This is a genomic window from Streptomyces sp. C1-1 (genome assembly GCF_050214755.1).
Taxonomy (GTDB): domain Bacteria; phylum Actinomycetota; class Actinomycetes; order Streptomycetales; family Streptomycetaceae; genus Streptomyces.
In genome coordinates, this window is record NZ_CP189826.1 from 2,965,807 (window position 1) to 2,984,799 (window position 18,993).

Here is an 18,993-nt window from a genome sequence, read left to right on the forward strand (position 1 = left end):
GCTCCATGGGCGCGCTGGACCTGCCGGAACCCGTCGTGCTTCGCGAGGGCGCGGCGCCCCCCGTCGACTCCTCCAGGCTCGAGGCCGCACTGCGCGACCGGGTCGACGGCGAGGTGCGCTTCGACGCCGGGAGCCGGGCCGCGTACGCCACCGATGCCTCGAACTTCCGGCAGACCCCGATCGGCGTGGTCGTGCCCCGTACGTCCGAGGCCGCCGCCGAGGCGGTGGCCGTGGCGCGCGAGCACGACGCGCCGGTGCTGTCGCGGGGCGGCGGAACCAGTCTGGCCGGGCAGTGCACCAACACGGCCGTGGTGATCGACTGGTCCAAGTACTGCAACCGGCTGGAGTCCGTGGACCCGGAGGCCCGCACCTGCGTCGTCCAGCCCGGCATCGTCCTGGACGACCTCAACCGGCAACTCGCCCCGCACGGGCTGCGGTTCGGCCCCGAGCCCGCGACCCACGCCAACTGCTGCATCGGCGGCATGATCGGCAACAACTCCTGCGGCGCCACCGCGCAGGCGCACGGCAAGGTCGTCGACAACATCGCCCGCCTGGAGGTGCTGCTCTACGACGGCACCCGCTTCTGGTGCGGGGAGACGAGCGACGAGGAGTACGCCGAGATCGAGCGGCAGGGGGATCTGCGGGCCTCCGTCTACCGGCGGTTGCGCGCGCTGCGGGACCGCTACGGCGACGAGGTGCGCCGCCGCTACCCGGACATCCCGCGCCGGGTCTCCGGCTACAACCTGGACTCGCTGCTGCCCGAGTACGGCTTCGACGTCGCCGGACTCCTCGTCGGCAGCGAGTCGACGCTGGTCACCGTCCTGCGGGCGGAGCTGGAGCTGGTGCCGGTGGTGAGGGAACGGACGCTGGTGGTCCTCGGGTTCCCGGAGATCTCCGTGGCCGCCGACGCCGTACCGACGATCCTGCCGTACGAGCCGATCGCGCTGGAGGGTGTCGACGCACTGCTGCTGAAGGACGAGCGGATCAAGGGCCTCAACCCGAAGGCCCGCGCCGAACTGCCCCAGGGCAACGCCTTCTTGATGGTGCAGTTCGGCGGGGACACGGCCGAGGAGGCCGACGGGGCGGCGCAGCGGATGCTGGAAGGACTGCACGAGTCCGAGCACGACGCCGATGTCGCCTTCCTGGACGACCCCACCCACGAGGACGAGTTGTGGCAGGTCCGGGAGGCCGGACTCGGCGCCACCGCGCACGTCCCGGGGAAGCCGGACACGTTCGAGGGCTGGGAGGACTCGGCGGTGCCGCCGGACCGGCTCGGCGACTATCTGCGCCGACTGCGGCGCCTGTACGACGAGTTCGGCTACCTCAGCGACACCGGCCCCAGTCTCTACGGTCACTTCGGACAGGGCTGCGTGCACACCCGTATCCCCTTCGACCTGTACACAGCGGACGGCGTGGCCACCTACCGGCGGTTCATGGAGCGGGCGGCGGACCTGGTCGTCGAGTTCGGCGGGTCCTTCTCCGGGGAGCACGGGGACGGACAGAGCCGGGGCGAGCTGCTGGGCCGGATGTTCGGGGACGACCTGGTCGAGGCGTTCGGGCGGCTCAAGGCCGTCTTCGACCCGCTGAACCGGATGAACCCCGGCAAGGTGGTGGCCCCCTACCGGCTCGACGAGAACCTCCGCCTCGGCGGCGACTGGGCCCCGTACATCGAACGCGACCTGCACTTCCGCTTCCCCGACGACGGCGGGACGTTCGCCGAGGCCGCCAACCGGTGCGTGGGCGTGGGCAAGTGCCGGCAGCTGACCAACTCGGGCGGCTCGGTGATGTGCCCCTCCTACCAGGTCACCCGGGAGGAGGAGCACTCGACGCGGGGCCGGGCCCGGCTGCTGTTCGAGATGCTCGACGGGCACGGGGACGGCCCGATCCGGGACGGCTGGCGGTCGGAGGCGGTAAGGGACGCGCTCGATCTCTGCCTGGCCTGCAAGGGCTGCAAGCACGACTGTCCGGCCGACGTCGACATGGCCACCTACAAGGCCGAGTTCCTCTCCCACCACTACGAGGGGCGGCCCTGGCGCAGGCCGCGCTCCGACTGGTCGATGGGCTGGCTGCCGGCCGTGGCCCAGGCCGTCGGCCGCGCCCGGCTCGGGCCGGCCGTCAACGCGCTCACCCACACACCGGGACTGTCCAGGGCCGCGGTGACCCTCGCCGGGGTCGAGGACCGGGAGGTGCCGCTGTTCGCGCGGCGGACCCTGCAGCAGTGGTTCGCGGGACGGCGGGAGACCTACGGCGACGGGGCGCGCGGGAGTGTGCTGCTGTGGCCGGACACCTTCACCAACTTCTTCCACCCGCACATCGGCCAGGCCTCGGTGGAGCTGATGGAGCGGGCGGGGTGGCGGGTGGTGCTGCCGCAGGAACCGCTGTGCTGTGGCCTGACATGGATCTCCACCGGTCAACTGGGCGTCGCCGAGCGGGTGTTGAAGCGGACCGTGCGGGCGCTCGCCGGGCATGTGCGGGCCGGCGGGCTCGTGGTCGGGATGGAGCCGAGCTGCACCACCGTCTTCCGGTCGGACATGGGCGAGCTGTTCCCCGGCGACCGGGACGTGCGCAGGCTGAGCGAGCGGACGGTGACGCTCGCTGAACTGCTCGTCGACCACAGCCCCGGCTACGAGCCGCCCCAGGTGCCGGAGAGGTCGGCGCGGGCCGTGGCCCAGGTGCACTGCCATCAGCACGCGGTGCTCGGCTGGGACTCCGACCAGGAGTTGCTGCGGCGGGCCGGCGTGGACGTCGAACGCCTGGAGTCCGGGTGCTGCGGGCTGGCCGGCAACTTCGGTTTCGAACGAGGGCACTTGGAGGTCAGCGAGGCGTGTGCCGAGCGGGTGCTGCTGCCGCGGCTGCGGGAGGAGGACGCGTCGACCGTGGTGCTCGCGGACGGGTTCAGCTGCCGCACCCAGGTGCACGAGTTCGACAGCGGCGGCCGCGAGGCGGTGCACGTGGCGGAACTGCTCGCCTCGGCACTGCCCGGCGGGCGGTACGGCAGCGCGTACGGCGTCGGCCCCGACGCCCGCCCCGCCCCACCGGGGCGCCTGGGCAGGGCCCTGGCCCTCGGCGGGGTCGGCGCGGGCATCGCGGGCGTCGCCGTGGGGCTGGCACGCGGCCTGCGCCGGTGACGCGACCCCCGGGGGCAGGGCCCGTAGTTGGGATCAGCCCGCCTCACGGGCCCTGGCACGCGCTCCACCGGCGGGGGCACCCCCATGCCCCCGCTCCGCTCGACCGCCGGGCGCCGTCCCCCGTGGCCGACCCCGACCCGGACGACAGGCGCTAGGCGAGCTCCAGCTCCCCGGCCAGGGTGGCTCGGGCTCTCGCCACGCGGGAGCGGACCGTGCCCTCCGGGCAGCCGCTCAGGGCCGCCGCCTCCGCGTACGGCAGCCCGAGGAGCTGGGTGAGGACGAAGGCCTGGCGGCGTTCGTCCGGCAGCGCGGCGAGCAGGTCCAGCAGCGCGATGCCGTCGTCGAAGCCGGGAAGGCCTCTGGGCTGAGCGTGTTCGGCCGCCAGCTGCCAGTCCGGGCGGTCGGCGAGGCGGGGCCTGGCCGAGGCGCGGCGGTAGCCGTCGACCACCGCGCGGCGGGCGATGGACAGCAGCCAGGCGCGGGCCGAGCAGCGGCCCTCGAAGCGGTGCAGGCTGCCGAGGGCGCGCAGGAAGGTCTCCTGGGCCAGGTCGTCGACGGCCTGCGGGTCGGCGCACAGATGGGCGACGTAGCGCAGGACGTCGCGGTGCAGCGCGCGGACGAAGTGCTCCACGGCGTCCGGGTCACCGGCTCGCGCGGCCAGCGCCCAGGCCGTCGTCGTCTCGTCGAGCGCGGCCGAATCGCCGCCTGTGCCGTCGGTTTTCGGGCATGCCGCGGTCAGGGCAGGGGGGATCATCCGATGTCCTTCTCGGGTGAGCGGGTGGGTCGGGTGGGAGGTTCCGGCTGTCGTCAGGCGACAGCGGTCCCCACCGGCGGCCCCCGAGAGGTGATCGCGTGGACGAGGAGAAGCAGGCGCGGTGCGCGGTCGGAGCGCGGGCGGCCGAAGCGCGGCCGGGGGTGGCGCGGGGCCGGCGGCGGGGCGAGCAGCAGTCGCAGCGGCGCCGCCAGCCGGGCGGCGACGGCGCGCAGGATGCGGAAGGCGGCCCGCTCGCCGTGCGCCAGCCACAGACCGCACAGCAGGGCGGCCAGCAGGTGCGCGGCGAGCATGCCGAGGGACGGGGAGCCGCCGGCCGCGTGGTCCATGTGCATCCCGCCCATGGACTCCTGGCCGGGCATGTCCATCGCGCCCATGGAGGACGCGGAGTTCCCGCCGCTCATGTCCATCGCGGCCATGGAGTCCGTCGCGCGGCCGCCGGTCCCCGCCGTCGCCGACCGCGCGTACGCGAACGCCGAGTGCAGCGCCGCCTGGGCGCCGACCACGACGGGCACGATCAGCGCGGGGCCGCGTTCCCGGCCCGCCAGGCACCAGCCGGCGGCGCCGGTCGCGGCCGCGCCGGCGGCCAGGGCCCACCCGGGCACCCGGTCGCCGGACATGAGCTCGTGCCCCAGGGCGGCGAGCAGCACGCAGACGGCCGCGAACACCGCGGCCCGTAGCGTGCGTGAACACCACCCTGCTGTCATGGCGCCTCATCCTCGCACCGGGAATCCGGCCGTCGGCGGAATGTACGGACAACCGACAGGCACCGCGCTCGACTCACAGCCTGTGATCCGGGCCACGAGTACGAGGCGACGCCTTCGCTACTCGGGACGGGCCCCGCCGCTACGGCCGCGTGCGAGCGCGAAGCCCGCCGCCGCCAGCCCCAGCACGCCGACGACGAGTCCGGCGACTCCGAGTCCGCGTGCTGTCGAGTCACTGGCGGACGCCGTGGACCCGGTGCTCGTGGAGCTCTTCGAGCTCTGCGGCAGCGGGGTCGTACCACTGGCACCCACGTCGGTGCCCTTGGCGGTCAGCTTCAGCACCGGCGCCGGGCTCTCCGGCTCCTCGTCGCCCTGAGCGGGCTGCTCGATCCAGCGGGCGGTCTTGCCGTCGGAGTAGGTCTGCAGCGTCTTGAAGACCAACTGGTCCGTGTCGTCGGGCAGTTGACCGAAGGCGACATTGAAGTCCGCGTAGTGGCCGGGGTCGATCCTGCCGCCGGTCCAGGTGATCTCGGAGACGGCGTCGGTGATGGTGCCGTCGTCGGTCTTGACCGGCTTCTCGAGCTTGACGTTCGTGACCTTGGCGGTCCAACCGTCCTGCGGGGAGACGAGCACGCCGAGCAGCGGGTGGTCGGTGGGCAGGAAGACCTGCACCTTGGTGGTGCCGGCGCCGTCCTCCTCGTTGGGGACGCGGAAGGTCAGGACGCCGTCCGTGGCGCCCTTGGCGTAGCTCTCGGGGTGGACCGTGACGTGCGCGGAGGCGATGCCCGCCGCGGCGAGCAGCCCGGTGGCGGCCAGGGCGGTGACGACTCCGGCGCGGAGCAGGGTGGCGCGTACTGAGGACATGGATGGGTGACTCTCCGTACTGGAAAGGCGGTTTGGGGTCAGATCGGGTACGGAGTCCCCGGTGGCGGCCCGCGCCGCTGCACCGCGTGCCGCAGCGGCATCCGCAGCGGCGGCCGCGGATCACACGGGTACGGCCGTACGGCGTCCCGCGCGTCCGGCACGAAACCGGACCCGCCGCGCACCCGCCACCAGGCCCGCAGGCCCGGCACCAGCGCGGCGGTCCGGCGCAGCAGCGACCACACGGCGGCCTCGCCGCGGCCGAGCCACCAGGTCAGCACCAGGGCGGCGACGACGTGCGCGGCACCGGCGTGCGGTGTCACGGCGTGCGCGTGGGACATGCGCACGCCGTGCATGACCATCGTCGAGTGCGGCGCGACGGCCTCGAAGGCGAGGTGCAGCCCGCCCTGTGCGGCGAGCGTCCCCGCGCCGACGGCGCCCAGGGACCGCTCCCGGCCGCCCAGCAGGCACCCGGCGGCGAAGACCGGCGCGAATCCGGCGGCCTGCACCCACACGGGCGGCGTCGTCCCGGTCGCCAGCGCGTGCCCTCCGGCGGCGAGCAGCACGCACAGCGCGGCGAACACCGCCGCGCGCAGCCCGCGGACCGGAACAGAGGCCGTCATGGCGCCCGATCCTGCCACGCGGCGCGCCGGGCCCGCCGGGCGGATCCCCGAGCCCACAGGTACGCGTCCGAAATCCACAGGCGGGCGGCCTGTGCGAGGACCGCCGCGGCGGTCGGCTCGGTCGAACGGCCTGATGGGCAAGGGGAGTTCCGAAGGGGTCGGTCTGCTGTCCGTCGTAGGAATACGGCCAGGAGCACCGGTGCGTTCATCCCGCGGTGCCGTTTCGGCCGATCACGGGTGGGTGTCCGCGCGGCCCCTGCGGTCTGCGTAACATGAGCGCCGTGACAGCCCGCGCACAGCAACGCCACACGCCACCGCCCTCCGTGCGGTGGCGGGCGTTTGTGGTGCTCGCGCTGCTGGCCGGGCTGTTCGGCATGCACGGCCTGGCCCCCGGCGGCGCCGTCGAGGCGCACTCCGCCGCTCGGCACATGACGGTGACGGCCGTCTCGCACGACGGCTGCGCGGGCGACGACTGCGGCGGCGGCCATGCCCGGCACGCCGACCAGACCTGTGCGTCGGCCGCGGTGAGCGGCGGACCCACGCTCCCGGCGCTCGTGCCGGACCCGATGGCCGTCCCCGGGCCCGCCGACACCGTCTGCCCGTACGCGGGGACGGCACCGGACGGCGCACGCGCCCCGCCAACCCTGGCGGAACTCCAGCTGCTGCGGATCTAGACACCGCCCCGCACCGCGAACCGGCGCCGCGGTGCGCTCCGGCACGTCCGCAATCACTTCGCACAGCAGGAGTTCCAGCATGCGCAACACCCGTACGTCCCTGGTCCGCCGTACCGCCATGATGGCCACGGCCGTCACCGCGGCCCTCGTCCTGGCCGGCTGCGGCAACGACAGCGGCAGCGACAGCGACAGCGACAGCCAGAGCGGAAGCCGGCCCGGCTCCGCCTCCGCCTCGGCCTCGTCGGGCGCCGCTCACAACGACCAGGACATGGCCTTCGCGCAGGGCATGATCCCCCACCACCAGCAGGCCCTGGAGATGGCCCGCCTCGCGGCCGGCCGGGCCTCCTCGCCGCAGGTCAAGGACCTCGCCGCGCGCATCGAGAAGGCGCAGGACCCGGAGATCCGCACCATGAACGGCTGGCTGAAGGGCTGGGGCATGGGCATGGGCATGCCGTCGGCGATGCCCGGGATGGGCCACTCGGCGATGCCCGGGATGATGGACGCCAAGGACATGGCGGGGCTGAAGAAGATGTCCGGCAAGGACTTCGACTCCATGTTCCTGACCATGATGATCGAGCACCACAAGGGTGCCGTGGCGATGGCGCGGACGGAGCAGGCCAAGGGCTCCTACGGCCCCGCCACCTCCATGGCCGGCGACATCATCGACGGGCAGACCGCCGAGATCACGGAGATGAACAAGCTCCTCGGCAAGGGCTGACGCACCCCGGAGGGGCCGGCACCCGCCGGCCCCTCCACCGCGCCCCTCGTGCCCGCGGTCAACCGCCGAGCGCCGCCAGTACCTCGGCGCAGATCGCCAGTGCCGTCTCCGCCGGGGTGCGGGCGCCGATGTCCAGGCCGATGGGGCCGTGCACCCGGGTCAGATCGGCCTCGGTCAGGCCCGTGCGGAGCAGGGCGGCGGCGCGGCGGGCCTGGGTGTGGCGGGAACCGAGGGCGCCGACGTACGGGACACCCGTGGTCAGGGCGGTGCGCAGGGTGGGCACGTCCACGTCGGGCTCGTGACTGAGCATGATCAGACAGGCGGCGGGATGCTCGGCGAGCAGTTCCTCGGCGTCGTGCCCGACGCCCGTCACGGTGGCCTGCCAGCCGAGCAGCCCGGCCTGGGCGGCGAGGAGTTCGGCGAGCTCGCCACCGCCCACGACGACGAGGTGCGGGACGGCCGGACAGGTCTCGACGAGGACGAGCCCCGCGTCGGCCGCGTGCACCTCGCGTCCGGCGCGATGCCGGGCGAGCAGCGAGCGCGCCTGCACGGCCGCCTGCGGCGGCACGTCCGGCCCGTCCACCGCCTCCTCCGGCGTCACGACGGTGCTCACGGCGTGCGTGCGCCCCTCGTCCAGCCAGGTCACCAGCGCCACGTCGGCCCCCGCCGCGAGCAGCCGCCACCACCGGGGCGGGACGGCGCCCAGCGGCTGGAGGAGGATCTCTGCCTCTCCCCCGCAGGTCAGCCCCGCCTGCGCCACACCCTCCTGGTGCACGGTCACCTCGCAGAGGCGGGCGGTGTGGCCGGGCGGCACCGCGCGGGCCTCGGCGACGAGCCGCTGGTCGAAGGCGCCCCGGTACAGCCGACCGGTGTACTGCCCGTCCGAGTCGATCAGCATCGCGTCGGCCGGCTGCCGTGCTCCGAACCCGCGCTCGGTGAGGGGCCGCGCGAGCACCGCCGCCCGGCCCTCGGCCGCCCACCGCCGTGCTGTCTCCGCCAGGTCACGCATGCACCCAGCGTAGTCAGTACACGTCCCGGACGTACCTCTTGTCGGCCGCCAGCTGCTTGACGTAGGCCGTCGCGCCCGCCTCGTCGAGTCCGCCGTGCACCACGGCGATGTCCCGCAGCGCCCGGTCGACGTCCTTGGCCATGCGGGACGCGTCGCCGCAGACGTAGAAGTGGGCGCCGTCCCGCAGCCACGACCACAGCAGCGGCCCGTGTTCGCGCATGCGGTCCTGAACGTAGACCTTGGCGCGCTGGTCGCGGGAGAAGGCGGTGTCGAGGCGGGTGAGGGTGCCGTCGGCGAGGAACGCGGTGAGTTCCTCCTCGTAGTAGAAGTCGGTGGCCCGGTGCTGCTCGCCGAAGAACAGCCAGTTGGGGCCCCGGTGGCCGAGGGCGCGGCGCTGTTCCAGGAAGCCCATGAAGGGGGCGACGCCGGTGCCGGGGCCGACCATGACCATCGGGGTGGCGGGGTCGGCGGGTGGCCGGAAGTGGGCAGAGCGCTGGACGTGGACCGGGACCGCGGTGCCGGGTCCGGCGTCGGCCAGGAAGGGCGAGCAGACGCCCTGGCGGGGGCGGCCGGCCAGGTTCTCGTAGCGGACGACGGAGACCGTGAGGGAGACCAGGTGGGGGTCGGTCAGCGGGCTGGACGCTATGGAGTACAGGCGCGGCTGGAGGCGTCCCAGCACCTCGGCCCACTCCTGCGCGGCGGCCCGCACCCCGTGCTCGGCGATCACGTCGACGGCCTGCCGGCCCCAGGACCATTTGGCCAGCTCGCCCTTGTTGTCGGGACGCAGGAGTTTCCTCAACTCCCTGGCATCGCGGGCGCGTTCGGAGGCGAAGCGGAGCAGTGCGGGGGTGATCCGGGTGATGTCGAGGTGGCGGGAGAGGGCTTCGCCCAGGGCGACCTCGCCCACGCCGCCGACCTCGACCGCCGCGTCGGCGTCCAGGCCGGTGACCGTCAGCCACTCCGCCACCAGCGCACGGGAGTTGAGCGGCTGGACGCCCAGTGCGTCGCCCGCGTCGTACAGCAGCGGGATCTCGCTGTCGCGGGTGTCGAAGGTGAACCGGCGGACCTCCTTGCCGGCCCCGGGCAGGCTGAGGAGACGGTTGCCGGTGAGGCGGGCGACGACGGGAGCGGGCTCCCTCGCACGCGCCGGTCGGGGTACGGCGGGCGCCGGGGCGAGGGTGGAGGCCGCGGCGGTGGCGGGCGCCGGGGTGGGCGCCGGTGCGGGGGCAGGTGCCCCGGACAGGGCGGTCAGGATCCGGTCGAGCCAGGCGTGGGCCGCGTCCTCGTAGTCGGGCTCGCAGTCGGTGCGCGGGGCGAGCCGCAGCGCCCCCAGTTCGTCCAGGCGCCGGTCCAGGCGGCGGCCGTGGCCGCAGAAGTCGTCGTAGGAGGAGTCGCCGAAGGCCAGGACGGCATAGCGCCGCCCCTCCATGCGCGGGGTGTCGGCCGCGGCCAGGGTCTCCCAGAAGCCGGCGCCGTTGTCCGGTGCGTCGCCGTCGCCGAAGGTGCTGGTGATCAGCAGCAGGTCGGCCCCGGCGGGCAGCATCGCGGGGTCGGCCTCGTCCATGCCGAGCAGGGAGGCGGCGTGCCCGTCGGTCTTGAGCCGCTCGGCGGTGGCGGCCGCGAAGTCTTCCGCGTTGCCGGTCTGCGAGGCCCAGAGGATCACCACCTCACGGCCGGGCGCCGACGGCACCGGAGCGGGCGTCGCGCCGCGGGAGTACATGCCGGCCAGCACGCCGTTCACCCACAGCGCGTGTTCGGGGCTGAAGGGCGCCGAGGGCGGCAGCACCGGCACGCCCGGGGTGCCGGCCGGGATGCCGGCGAGGAACCCCACGAGGTACTGGCGTTCCGGGGCGGTGAGCACGGGAGGCGGCGCGGGTTCGAGCCCGAAGGGATCGGAGCCGGAGGCGACGGGTTCAACCGAGCGCTGCACGGCCGGTGTTCGTACCGTGACCGGCGTCGCCACCTTGGTCAGGGACACCGCGCACACCTTCAACTCCGGCTGGAAGGAGAGCGGATCGACGGCGTCGCCGGTGACGGCGTTGACGCTGAGGTACTCGCCGAACAGGTCGTTCCAGTGGAAGGGCGCGAAGCAACTCCCGGGCCGTACGCGGTCGGTGACGATGGCCGGCAGCACGGCCCGGCCGCGCCGCGAGGCGACCTCCACCGAGTCGCCGTCGGCGACCCGTAGGCGCTCGGCGTCCTGCGGATGCAGTTCCACGAAGGGCCCGGGGTTCAGCCTGTTCAGCTTGGCCACCTTCGCCGTCTTGGTCAGCGTGTGCCACTGGTGCTGCAGCCGCCCGGTGTTGAGGACGAACGGGTAGTCGTCGTCCGGCATCTCGGCGGCCGGCAGATGCGGCCGGGCGAAGAAGGCGGCGCGGCCGCTCGCGGTGGGGAAGACCGGCGAGCCGTCCTCGCCGACGTATCTGATCGGATTGCGGTCGGGCCCGTCCTCGCTCGCCGCCGGCCACTGCACGGGCGTCTCGCGCAGCCGCTCGTAGGTCACGCCGCGCAGGTCCCACCCGGTCTTGGGGTTCCGGAACCGCTTGATCTCCTCGAAGACCTCCTCGGCGCTGTCGTAGGAGAACCCCTCCGCGTAGCCCATCTCCCGGGCGACGGCGGCGATGATCCGCCAGTCGGCCAGGGCCTCGCCGGGCGGGTCGGTGGCGGGCCGGGCGAGGGTGAGGTTGCGTTCGCTGTTGACGAGGACACCCTCGGCCTCCGTCCACAGGGCGCCGGGCAGTACGACGTCCGCGTAGGCGTTGGTCTCGGTGTCGGCGAACACGTCCTGGGTGACGACGAACTCGGCGGCCTCCAGGCCCTCGATGACCGTCCTGCGGTTGCCGACGGAGGCGACGGGGTTGGTGCAGATGATCCAGCAGGCCTTGATCTCGCCGTCGGCCATCTGCCGGAACATCTCGACGGTGCCCCTGCCGACGCCGTCGGCGCGGACACTGCCCGCCTCCAGCCCCCACACCTCCTCGGCGAGCGCCCGGTCCTCGTCGACCAGCACGGACCGCTGACCGGGCAGACCGGGCCCCATGTACCCCATCTCCCGGCCGCCCATGGCGTTGGGCTGCCCGGTGAGGGAGAACGGGCCGCTGCCCGGGCGGCAGATGGCCCCGGTCGCCAGATGCAGGTTGACCAGGGCGTTGGTGTTCCAGGTGCCGTGCGTGGACTGGTTGAGGCCCATCGTCCAGCAACTGGTCCACTCCCCTGCCTCGCCGATCAGCCGGGCGGCCTCGCGGATGTCGTCCTCCGGGATGCCGGTGATGCCGGCGACGACGTCGGGCGGGTAGTCGGCGAGGAAGGCGGGCATCTCCTCCCAGCCCTCGGTGTGCCGCTCGATGAAGTCGGGGTCGGTGTGCCCGTTCGCGTGCAGCAGGTGCAACAGGCCGTTGAGCAGGGCGAGATCGGTGCCCGGCGCGATCTGCAGGAACAGGTCGGCCTTCTCGGCGGTGGCGGTGCGGCGCGGGTCGACGACGATCAGCCTGGCGCCCGCCGACTTCACCCGGTCCATCATGCGCAGGAAGAGGATCGGGTGGCAGTCGGCCATGTTGGAGCCGATGACGAGGAAGACGTCGGCGCGGTCGAGGTCCTGGTACGACCCGGGCGGGCCGTCGGCCCCGAGCGACAGCTTGTATCCCGTCCCCGCACTGGCCATGCACAGGCGGGAGTTGGACTCGATCCGGTTGGTCCGCACGAACCCCTTGGCCAGCTTGTTCACCAGGTACTGGGCCTCCAGGCCGAGCTGCCCGGAGACGTAGAAGGCGAGGGCGTCGGGTCCGTGCTCGTCGACGACGGCGCGCAGCCGCCGGGCGGTCTCGGTGATCGCCGCGGCGACGCCCGTCGGCTCGGGCTCCGCTCCCCGCTCGGGCCGGACCAGGGCCGTGGTCAGGCGCCCGGGAGCACAGAGCATGTCGGCGGTGGTCGCCCCCTTGGTGCACAGCCGGCCGAAGTTCGCCGGGTGCTCCCTGTCGCCGGACGCCTTCAGGACCGTACGGCGTCCGTCGGGCCCCGGGCCGACGTCGAGGACGATGCCGCAGCCCACACCGCAGTAGGAGCAGACCGTCCGCACCTTCCTCGTGTCGGCGTTCCGCGAGTCCGGCGCGGCCACGGGCACCCCCTGCCTCTCATGATCGTCCCGTACGGGTGGAGCTTCCGCGACCGTACGAAATGCCCATTACGCGGGTGTCTCCTGAGCCGGTCATCAGGGGTTACACCGGACGCACAGGAGTGCGGCGGGCGCTGTGAGAGATCTTGCGGCGAGAGATCTTGCGGCGCACCCCGGGGCAACCGGCGCGCCACCAAACTTGCACGGTTAGTTTTCTTGAATCGTTCGTGTTTAAGGCTGTAGGTTGATCCCCATGACTGCACCCCAGCCCCCGACCACCGCAGAGGAGCTCCGCGGTGCCGGCCTGCGGGTGACGGCCGCCCGCGTCGCACTGCTCGAGACCGTCCGCGAGGGTGACCACCTCGACGTCGAGACGATCGCCTCGGGCGTGCGAGAGAGGGTCGGCCACATATCCCTTCAAGCGGTGTACGAGGCACTCCACGCACTGACCGGCGCGGGCCTCGTGCGACGCATCGAGCCGCCCGGCAGCCCGGCCCGGTTCGAGGGAAGGGTCGGTGACAACCACCACCACCTCGTCTGCCGGACCTGCGGCGCCGTCTTCGACGTCGACTGCGCGGTCGGCCACGCACCCTGTCTCACCCCGTCCGACGACCGCGGCTTCGCGCTCGACGAGGCCGAGGTCATCTACTGGGGCCTGTGCCCCGACTGTTCCTCCGCACGCACGGCCTGAGCACCAACCCCGGAAGGATTCCCATGTCTGAGAACAACGCCGCAGAGGCCAAGTGCCCCGTGGCGCACGACCGCGCCCTGCACCCGACCCAGGGCGGGGGCAACCAGCAGTGGTGGCCGGAGCGGCTCAACCTGAAGATCCTTGCCAAGAACCCCGCCGTGGCCAACCCGCTCGGTGAGGAGTTCGACTACGCCGCGGCGTTCCAGAGCCTCGACCTCCCCTCGGTCAAACGCGACATCGCCGAGGTGCTGACGGACTCCAAGGACTGGTGGCCGGCCGACTTCGGCAACTACGGCCCCCTGATGATCCGCATGGCCTGGCACAGCGCGGGCACCTACCGCATCAGCGACGGCCGTGGCGGCGCCGGCGCCGGTCAGCAGCGCTTCGCCCCGCTCAACAGCTGGCCGGACAACGGCAACCTGGACAAGGCCCGCCGTCTGCTGTGGCCGGTGAAGAAGAAGTACGGCAAGAGCCTGTCCTGGGCCGACCTGATGATCCTCGCCGGCAACGTCGCCCTGGAGACCATGGGCTTCGAGACCTTCGGCTTCGGCGGTGGCCGTGAGGACGTGTGGGAGTCGGAGGAGGACGTCTACTGGGGCCCCGAGAAGGTCTGGCTGGACGACCAGCGCTACACGGGCGACCGTGACCTGGAGAGCCCGCTCGGCGCGGTCCAGATGGGTCTGATCTACGTCAACCCCGAGGGCCCGAACGGCAACCCGGACCCGATCGCCGCGGCCCGCGACATCCGCGAGACCTTCCGCCGCATGGCGATGAACGACGAGGAGACCGTCGCCCTCATCGCCGGTGGTCACACCTTCGGCAAGACCCACGGCGCCGGCCCGGCGGACAACGTCGGCCCCGAGCCCGAGGCCGCCCCGATCGAGCAGCAGGGCCTGGGCTGGAAGAGCACCTACGGCACCGGCAAGGCCGGCGACGCGATCACCTCCGGTCTGGAGGTCACCTGGACCGCCACGCCGACCCAGTGGAGCAACGGCTTCTTCAAGAACCTCTTCGAGTACGAGTACGAGCTCACCGAGAGCCCGGCCGGCGCGAAGCAGTGGGTCGCGAAGGACGCCGAGGCGATCGTCCCCGACGCGCACGACGCGACGAAGAAGCACCTCCCGACCATGCTCACGACCGACCTGTCGCTGCGCTTCGACCCGGTCTACGAGCAGATCTCGCGCCGCTTCTACGAGAACCCGGACGAGTTCGCGAAGGCCTTCGCCCGCGCCTGGTTCAAGCTCACCCACCGTGACATGGGCCCGAAGGCGCTGTACCTCGGCCCGGAGGTCCCGGCGGAGACCCTGCTGTGGCAGGACCCGCTGCCCCAGGCCGAGGGCGAGCCCGTCGACGCCGCCGACATCGCGTCGCTCAAGGCCAAGCTGCTCGACTCGGGCCTCACGGTCTCCCAGCTGGTGACCACCGCCTGGGCGTCCGCCTCCACCTACCGCAACAGCGACAAGCGCGGCGGTGCCAACGGCGCCCGCATCCGCCTGCAGCCGCAGGCCGGCTGGGAGGTCAACGAGCCCGACAAGCTGGCTCAGGTGCTGCGCGTCCTGGAGGGCATCCAGGCCGGGTTCAACACCGGCGCCAAGAAGGTCTCCCTGGCCGACCTGATCATCCTCGGCGGTGCCGCCGCCGTGGAGAAGGCCGCCAAGGACGCCGGCTTCGACATCGAGGTGCCCTTCACGCCGGGCCGCGTGGACGCCACGGACGAGCACACCGACGCGGAGTCCTTCGCCGCGCTGGAGCCGCCGGCCGACGGCTTCCGCAACTACCTGGGCAAGGGCAACCGTCTGCCGGCCGAGTTCCTGCTGCTGGACAAGGCGAACCTGCTGGGCCTGAGCGCCCCGGAGATGACCGTCCTGGTCGGCGGTCTGCGGGTGCTGGGCGCCAACTACCAGAGCACCGCCCTCGGCGTCCTCACCGAGACGCCGGGCAAGCTCACCAACGACTTCTTCGTCAACCTGCTCGACCTGGGCACGACCTGGAAGTCGACCTCGGAGGACCAGACGACCTTCGAGGGCCGTGACGACGCGACCGGCGAGGTGAAGTGGACCGGCACCCGTGCCGACCTCGTCTTCGGCTCGAACTCCGAGCTGCGCGCCCTCGCGGAGGTCTACGCGGCCGACGACGCGAAGGAGAAGTTCGTGAAGGACTTCGTCGCGGCGTGGGTCAAGGTGTCGAACGCGGACCGCTTCGACATCGCCTGATCCGTACGGTCACCCGTCCGGGCCACTGACGTCCGGGCCGTCCCGCAGGGGCGGCCCGGACGTCGCCGTTTCCGGCCGTGGGCCCGCCGTCAGGTGTAGGGCAGCCGGACGGTCGAGAGGTCTCCGGTGTCCAGCGTGCTGGGGGTGCTGCCCAGGGCGCTCCAGACCCTGACCCGTACGGTCCCGTTCCTCAGGTCGCAGGCGGTGCCGGTCGCGGAGGCGAGTCCGGCGGCCTCGGTGTAGTGCTCCCAGCCGGGAAGCGGGTCGGTGGCGAAGTACCGGTAGGTCTCGACGCGGTCCCACGAGCCCGAGCCGGTGCAGTCGTACGACACTTCCAGCTGGACCGCGTTGCCGACGGTCCGCCCGGCGTCGACGGCGAGGTCGAACCGGGGGGTGCCTCCGGCGTACTTCAGGTCGATCCCGGAGGCGGTGAAGGTCAGCGGCTTGTACGGGCTGCCGTCGTGGTTGACGCCGTCGGCCGACGCCACCGTCGCGCTGCCCGCGGTTCCGGCGGTCGCCGACAGCGTCCCGTCGCCCATCAGATACAGCGTGGGCGACGAACCCGTGCCGCCGGACGGCGTGGGGGTCGGGGTGGGCGTGGGTCCTCCGGTGCCGCCGGGTGCGCTGCCGCCGCTCCAGGTGTGGGCGCCGGCGGTCACCGTCCTGCCCGCGGGCACCTGCACGGTGGTTCCGTCGGAGAAGTGGACGGTCGTGTCGGTGGCGGTCGGGTTGGCGGCGACGTAGGTGCGTTCGCCGTTCTCGGTGAACACGGCGGTCAGCGGATCGTCGGCGGTGACGGTGGTGTCCACGGTGCCGAGGGCGGCGAGGTTGCGGATCCAGTGGAAGGTGTGGGCCTTGCTCTCGCCCTCCTCGGAGGCGAAGGAGTTGTCGGCGCGGAAGTCTGCCAGGGCCGCGTCGCCGTCACCGAGGGCGAGGTACTCGTACCAGATGTCGGGCCAGATGCCGGGCCTGGTCCTGCCTGCCTGGTCGAGCATCTCCTGGTAATTGGCCCTGACGTAGGCGGGGTTGTCGCCGAGGTAGAGGTGCCCGCCGGTCACCGGGAGCAGGTTGATGCCCTGGATCTGTTCGGGGGCGCTGGAGAACCAGGTGGAGTAGGCGCCGCCGTTGCTCCACACCATGCCGACCCCCTTGTGCGGGAAGTCGCTCGGGTAGTTCTCGTCCTTGGCATCGAACCAGTAGTCCTGAATGGCGGCGGCCTGCGTGGTGTACATGTAGATGCCCGCGTCGCGGACGGTCCTGTCGCCGGTGGCGGCGCCCCACTGGATGAGCGCGTTGTCGAAGTTCATGCCCTCGGACGAGGACTCCTGGTTGTTGCCCGCGGCGAACGAGCCGTGGCCCGAGGCCCAGTCGTGGCCGGCGTAGATGTCGAAGTCCCTCAGGTAGGGGAAACGTTTGTCCGCACGGTCGTAGTTGTCGGCGTCCCGGATGAGCTGGTCGACCATCCCGCCGTAGTGGTCGGCGTCGGCCCAGGTGGGGTCGAACCGGGCGAGGGTGGCGGCGGCCGCGATGTAGTAGCCGTAGTGGAAGTGGTGGTCGTTCAGCTCCTGGTCGGATCCGTAGGAGGCCGGGTAGCCGATCAGGGTGCCCCAGTTGCGGTCGTAGTAGAACTCGTGGCCGGTCTCGCCCGGCGACGCGGTGAACCAGTCCGTGAGCTTGGACCTGATCGCGGACAGGGCGGCGTCGCGGACGTCGGTGTTGCCGGTCTGGTCGGCGATCTCCGCCAGCCGTGCGGCGCGTCCGAGGCCCTTGCCCGTCCAGTAGGTGTCGTCGCTCTGCTGACGGGTCGGGTCGGCCTTCTCCGCGTTCAGATAGTTCTGCAGGGTGGCGGCATCGGCCCCGGAACTGTCGGCGACGGCCGGCACCTCGGGGAGCACGCCGTGGAAGACCATCGACGTCGTGAAGGACGTGATGCCGGTGAGCACCTTCAGGGGGCCGCGCGAGGAGATGTACTTCTGGGCCGGCGGGCTGCCGTCGGCGAGGTTGCGCCACTGGTGGGGCATCAGCGCCGCGACCGTGGCCTTGCCGGTGCCCTCCATGGCGGTGGTGGTGAAGCTGTACTTGGTCGTGACGGTGCTGCTCGCCTCGTCGTAGGCGTACGACACCGCGGTCCCGGTGACGTGGTTGTAGGCGTACTTGGCGTACTCGTCCGCCAGCGCGGCCCGGTCCGTGGCCGAGGTGGACGGTGTGGTGGGCAGCACGGCGATCGAGAAGTAGTCCTTGCCCCCGAGCGAGGAGGTGAAGGTGGTGCCGGAGCCGTCGACCGACCAGCTGGCGCCGCTCGGGGCGAAGGCGACGTAGTCGTGCCCGGCGATGGTGTAGCCGAGCATCGAACCGGAGCGGGACCATACGTCGGCCGTCGCGCCGGAGGCCACCTTGATCTGGGCGTCGCCACCGGTCGCCCGGAAGTACGCGAACGGCAGGCCGGAGCCGATGGTCGCCCGCAGCTTGTGCGCGCCGTCGCTCAGGACGGGGCTGACGGTCCAGTCGCTCCAGTCGTCGACCTTCACCTCGGCAGCGCCCAGGCCGGCGACTCCGGCGACGAAGTCCTCGGTGTAGTTGAAGTGGTACTCGCCCACGCCCTTGGCGCTGCCGGAGATCGTCGGCTTGGTGCTGTAGGAGACGCCCAGCCCGGCCGACTGCGCCCGGAAACCGAGGGGTTGGGCGAACAAGGGCTCTCCGTAGGCGCAGTTGGTGCGCTTCCACAGGATGGACGACCACCAGTCGTTGGTGGGTACGGCGCCCGACGGGGCGTCGGCCGTGACCCAGTGGCGCGGGTTGGTGGACAGGTCCGCGCATCCCGAGGGCAGCGGACCGGGGGCCGTGGTGGTGTAGCTGCCCGCACCCACCGTGTCGGCTCGCGCCGCCGCGGGGTCGAGGGCCGCGCCGAGCAGGGCGGCGACGGCCAGGAACACCGCGGCTCGCCGCCGGGCGGCGGGCCACGGCGTGGTTCTCACGGGCTGAGCACTGTCTCTTGCCATGGGGACCCTTCCAGCAGGGAGGCGAGGCGTGCGAACGGCGCATTGCGCGGCGCGACTTTCATATCCCAGGCCACAGCGGGGAGCAGGCCGTGGTTGCCGTGTTTGAGAGCGCTCTCAAGCTGGAACATAGAGGGGCCCCATGAAGCCGTCAATACAGAAAGCAGTAATCGTTCAACGACCCGTTATCGACGCGCGCCGGCCCATGCGAGCGGCGTCAATACCTCGCTCATGTATCGCCACCAACCCCGAAACATTTCGTTGGGTGGCACGTCGGACAGCGAGCTGCGCATCGCCAAACGGGCTGGCTTGTATCCCACTTGACCCCTGACCGGAACGACGAGCAGACGATGCGTACGGCCGCCGGGGCTCTGCCGCCCCGGAACTTTCAACGCCCGCCTGGGAATTCGCACCCCGCCCCTCACACGGTCGCGAAGGCTGTCGCCCTGGCAGGGTCAACACCGTATTTCCGAATGTTTCGTAAGGCAATCGG

12 protein-coding genes are annotated in these 18,993 nt (G+C 72.3%); 5 read left to right on the top strand and 7 right to left on the bottom strand.

Annotation, left to right across the window (positions count from 1 at the left end; all coding sequences use genetic code 11):
- Positions 1-5: 5 nt before the first annotated feature.
- Complete coding sequence (locus ACQF4J_RS13430) at positions 6-3,128, top strand: FAD-binding and (Fe-S)-binding domain-containing protein (protein WP_427165691.1); 3,123 nt, start codon at positions 6-8, stop codon at positions 3,126-3,128.
- 151 nt (positions 3,129-3,279) lie between these two features.
- Here the strand turns inward: ACQF4J_RS13430 and ACQF4J_RS13435 are convergent, their stop codons facing one another.
- The 4 genes from ACQF4J_RS13435 to ACQF4J_RS13450 form a co-directional block, all read right to left on the bottom strand.
- The gene (locus tag ACQF4J_RS13435; protein ID WP_351570446.1) at positions 3,280-3,882 is read right to left on the bottom strand and encodes a sigma-70 family RNA polymerase sigma factor; all 603 of its coding nucleotides are present in this window, start codon (positions 3,880-3,882) and stop codon (positions 3,280-3,282) included.
- A 53-nt stretch (positions 3,883-3,935) separates the two neighbouring features.
- Complete coding sequence (locus ACQF4J_RS13440; protein ID WP_351799343.1) at positions 3,936-4,607, bottom strand: hypothetical protein; 672 nt, start codon at positions 4,605-4,607, stop codon at positions 3,936-3,938.
- Between the two features lie 117 nt (positions 4,608-4,724).
- Complete coding sequence (locus tag ACQF4J_RS13445) at positions 4,725-5,468, bottom strand: YcnI family protein (protein WP_427165692.1); 744 nt, start codon at positions 5,466-5,468, stop codon at positions 4,725-4,727.
- A gap of 38 nt (positions 5,469-5,506) precedes the next feature.
- Entirely contained in the window at positions 5,507-6,088 is a 582-nt protein-coding gene (locus ACQF4J_RS13450; protein WP_427165693.1) for a hypothetical protein, read from the bottom strand.
- Positions 6,089-6,369: 281 nt separating this feature from the next.
- Between ACQF4J_RS13450 and ACQF4J_RS13455 the strand changes: the two genes are divergently transcribed.
- Together ACQF4J_RS13455 and ACQF4J_RS13460 are read left to right on the top strand one after the other, a co-directional pair.
- Positions 6,370-6,762: a DUF6153 family protein gene (locus tag ACQF4J_RS13455; RefSeq protein WP_351570434.1), complete on the top strand. Its 393-nt coding sequence runs from the start codon at positions 6,370-6,372 to the stop codon at positions 6,760-6,762.
- Positions 6,763-6,841: 79 nt separating this feature from the next.
- Entirely contained in the window at positions 6,842-7,480 is a 639-nt protein-coding gene (locus tag ACQF4J_RS13460; RefSeq protein WP_427165694.1) for a DUF305 domain-containing protein, read from the top strand.
- Between the two features lie 58 nt (positions 7,481-7,538).
- Here the strand turns inward: ACQF4J_RS13460 and ACQF4J_RS13465 are convergent, their stop codons facing one another.
- Together ACQF4J_RS13465 and ACQF4J_RS13470 are read right to left on the bottom strand one after the other, a co-directional pair.
- Positions 7,539-8,489, bottom strand: coding sequence for an XdhC family protein (locus ACQF4J_RS13465; RefSeq protein WP_351570428.1), 951 nt, complete (start codon positions 8,487-8,489; stop codon positions 7,539-7,541).
- A gap of 13 nt (positions 8,490-8,502) precedes the next feature.
- Complete coding sequence (locus ACQF4J_RS13470) at positions 8,503-12,603, bottom strand: molybdopterin-dependent oxidoreductase (RefSeq protein WP_427165695.1); 4,101 nt, start codon at positions 12,601-12,603, stop codon at positions 8,503-8,505.
- Positions 12,604-12,853: 250 nt separating this feature from the next.
- Between ACQF4J_RS13470 and ACQF4J_RS13475 the strand changes: the two genes are divergently transcribed.
- A complete protein-coding gene (locus ACQF4J_RS13475; protein WP_351570418.1) occupies positions 12,854-13,291 on the top strand; it encodes a Fur family transcriptional regulator in 438 nt (145 codons plus the stop codon).
- Between the two features lie 23 nt (positions 13,292-13,314).
- Positions 13,315-15,504 carry a catalase/peroxidase HPI gene (katG, locus tag ACQF4J_RS13480; RefSeq protein ID WP_427165696.1) on the top strand — a complete coding sequence of 730 codons (2,190 nt, stop codon included), beginning with the start codon at positions 13,315-13,317 and terminating at the stop codon, positions 15,502-15,504.
- Between the two features lie 89 nt (positions 15,505-15,593).
- On the opposite strand, the gene ACQF4J_RS13485 is transcribed toward katG, so the two are convergent.
- Complete coding sequence (locus ACQF4J_RS13485) at positions 15,594-18,479, bottom strand: glycosyl hydrolase (protein ID WP_427165697.1); 2,886 nt, start codon at positions 18,477-18,479, stop codon at positions 15,594-15,596.
- Positions 18,480-18,993 lie beyond the last annotated feature (514 nt).

Excerpts from the sequence above, each read along its gene's own strand:
- ACQF4J_RS13430 (WP_427165691.1), top strand. The coding sequence starts at position 6 with ATGGGCGCGCTGGACCTGCCGGAACCCGTCGTGCTTCGCGAGGGCGCG.
- ACQF4J_RS13435 (WP_351570446.1), bottom strand. The coding sequence starts at position 3,882 with ATGATCCCCCCTGCCCTGACCGCGGCATGCCCGAAAACCGACGGCACA.
- ACQF4J_RS13440 (WP_351799343.1), bottom strand. The coding sequence starts at position 4,607 with ATGACAGCAGGGTGGTGTTCACGCACGCTACGGGCCGCGGTGTTCGCG.
- ACQF4J_RS13445 (WP_427165692.1), bottom strand. The coding sequence starts at position 5,468 with ATGTCCTCAGTACGCGCCACCCTGCTCCGCGCCGGAGTCGTCACCGCC.
- ACQF4J_RS13450 (WP_427165693.1), bottom strand. The coding sequence starts at position 6,088 with ATGACGGCCTCTGTTCCGGTCCGCGGGCTGCGCGCGGCGGTGTTCGCC.
- ACQF4J_RS13460 (WP_427165694.1), top strand. The coding sequence starts at position 6,842 with ATGCGCAACACCCGTACGTCCCTGGTCCGCCGTACCGCCATGATGGCC.
- ACQF4J_RS13465 (WP_351570428.1), bottom strand. The coding sequence starts at position 8,489 with ATGCGTGACCTGGCGGAGACAGCACGGCGGTGGGCGGCCGAGGGCCGG.
- ACQF4J_RS13475 (WP_351570418.1), top strand. The coding sequence starts at position 12,854 with ATGACTGCACCCCAGCCCCCGACCACCGCAGAGGAGCTCCGCGGTGCC.
- katG (WP_427165696.1), top strand. The coding sequence starts at position 13,315 with ATGTCTGAGAACAACGCCGCAGAGGCCAAGTGCCCCGTGGCGCACGAC.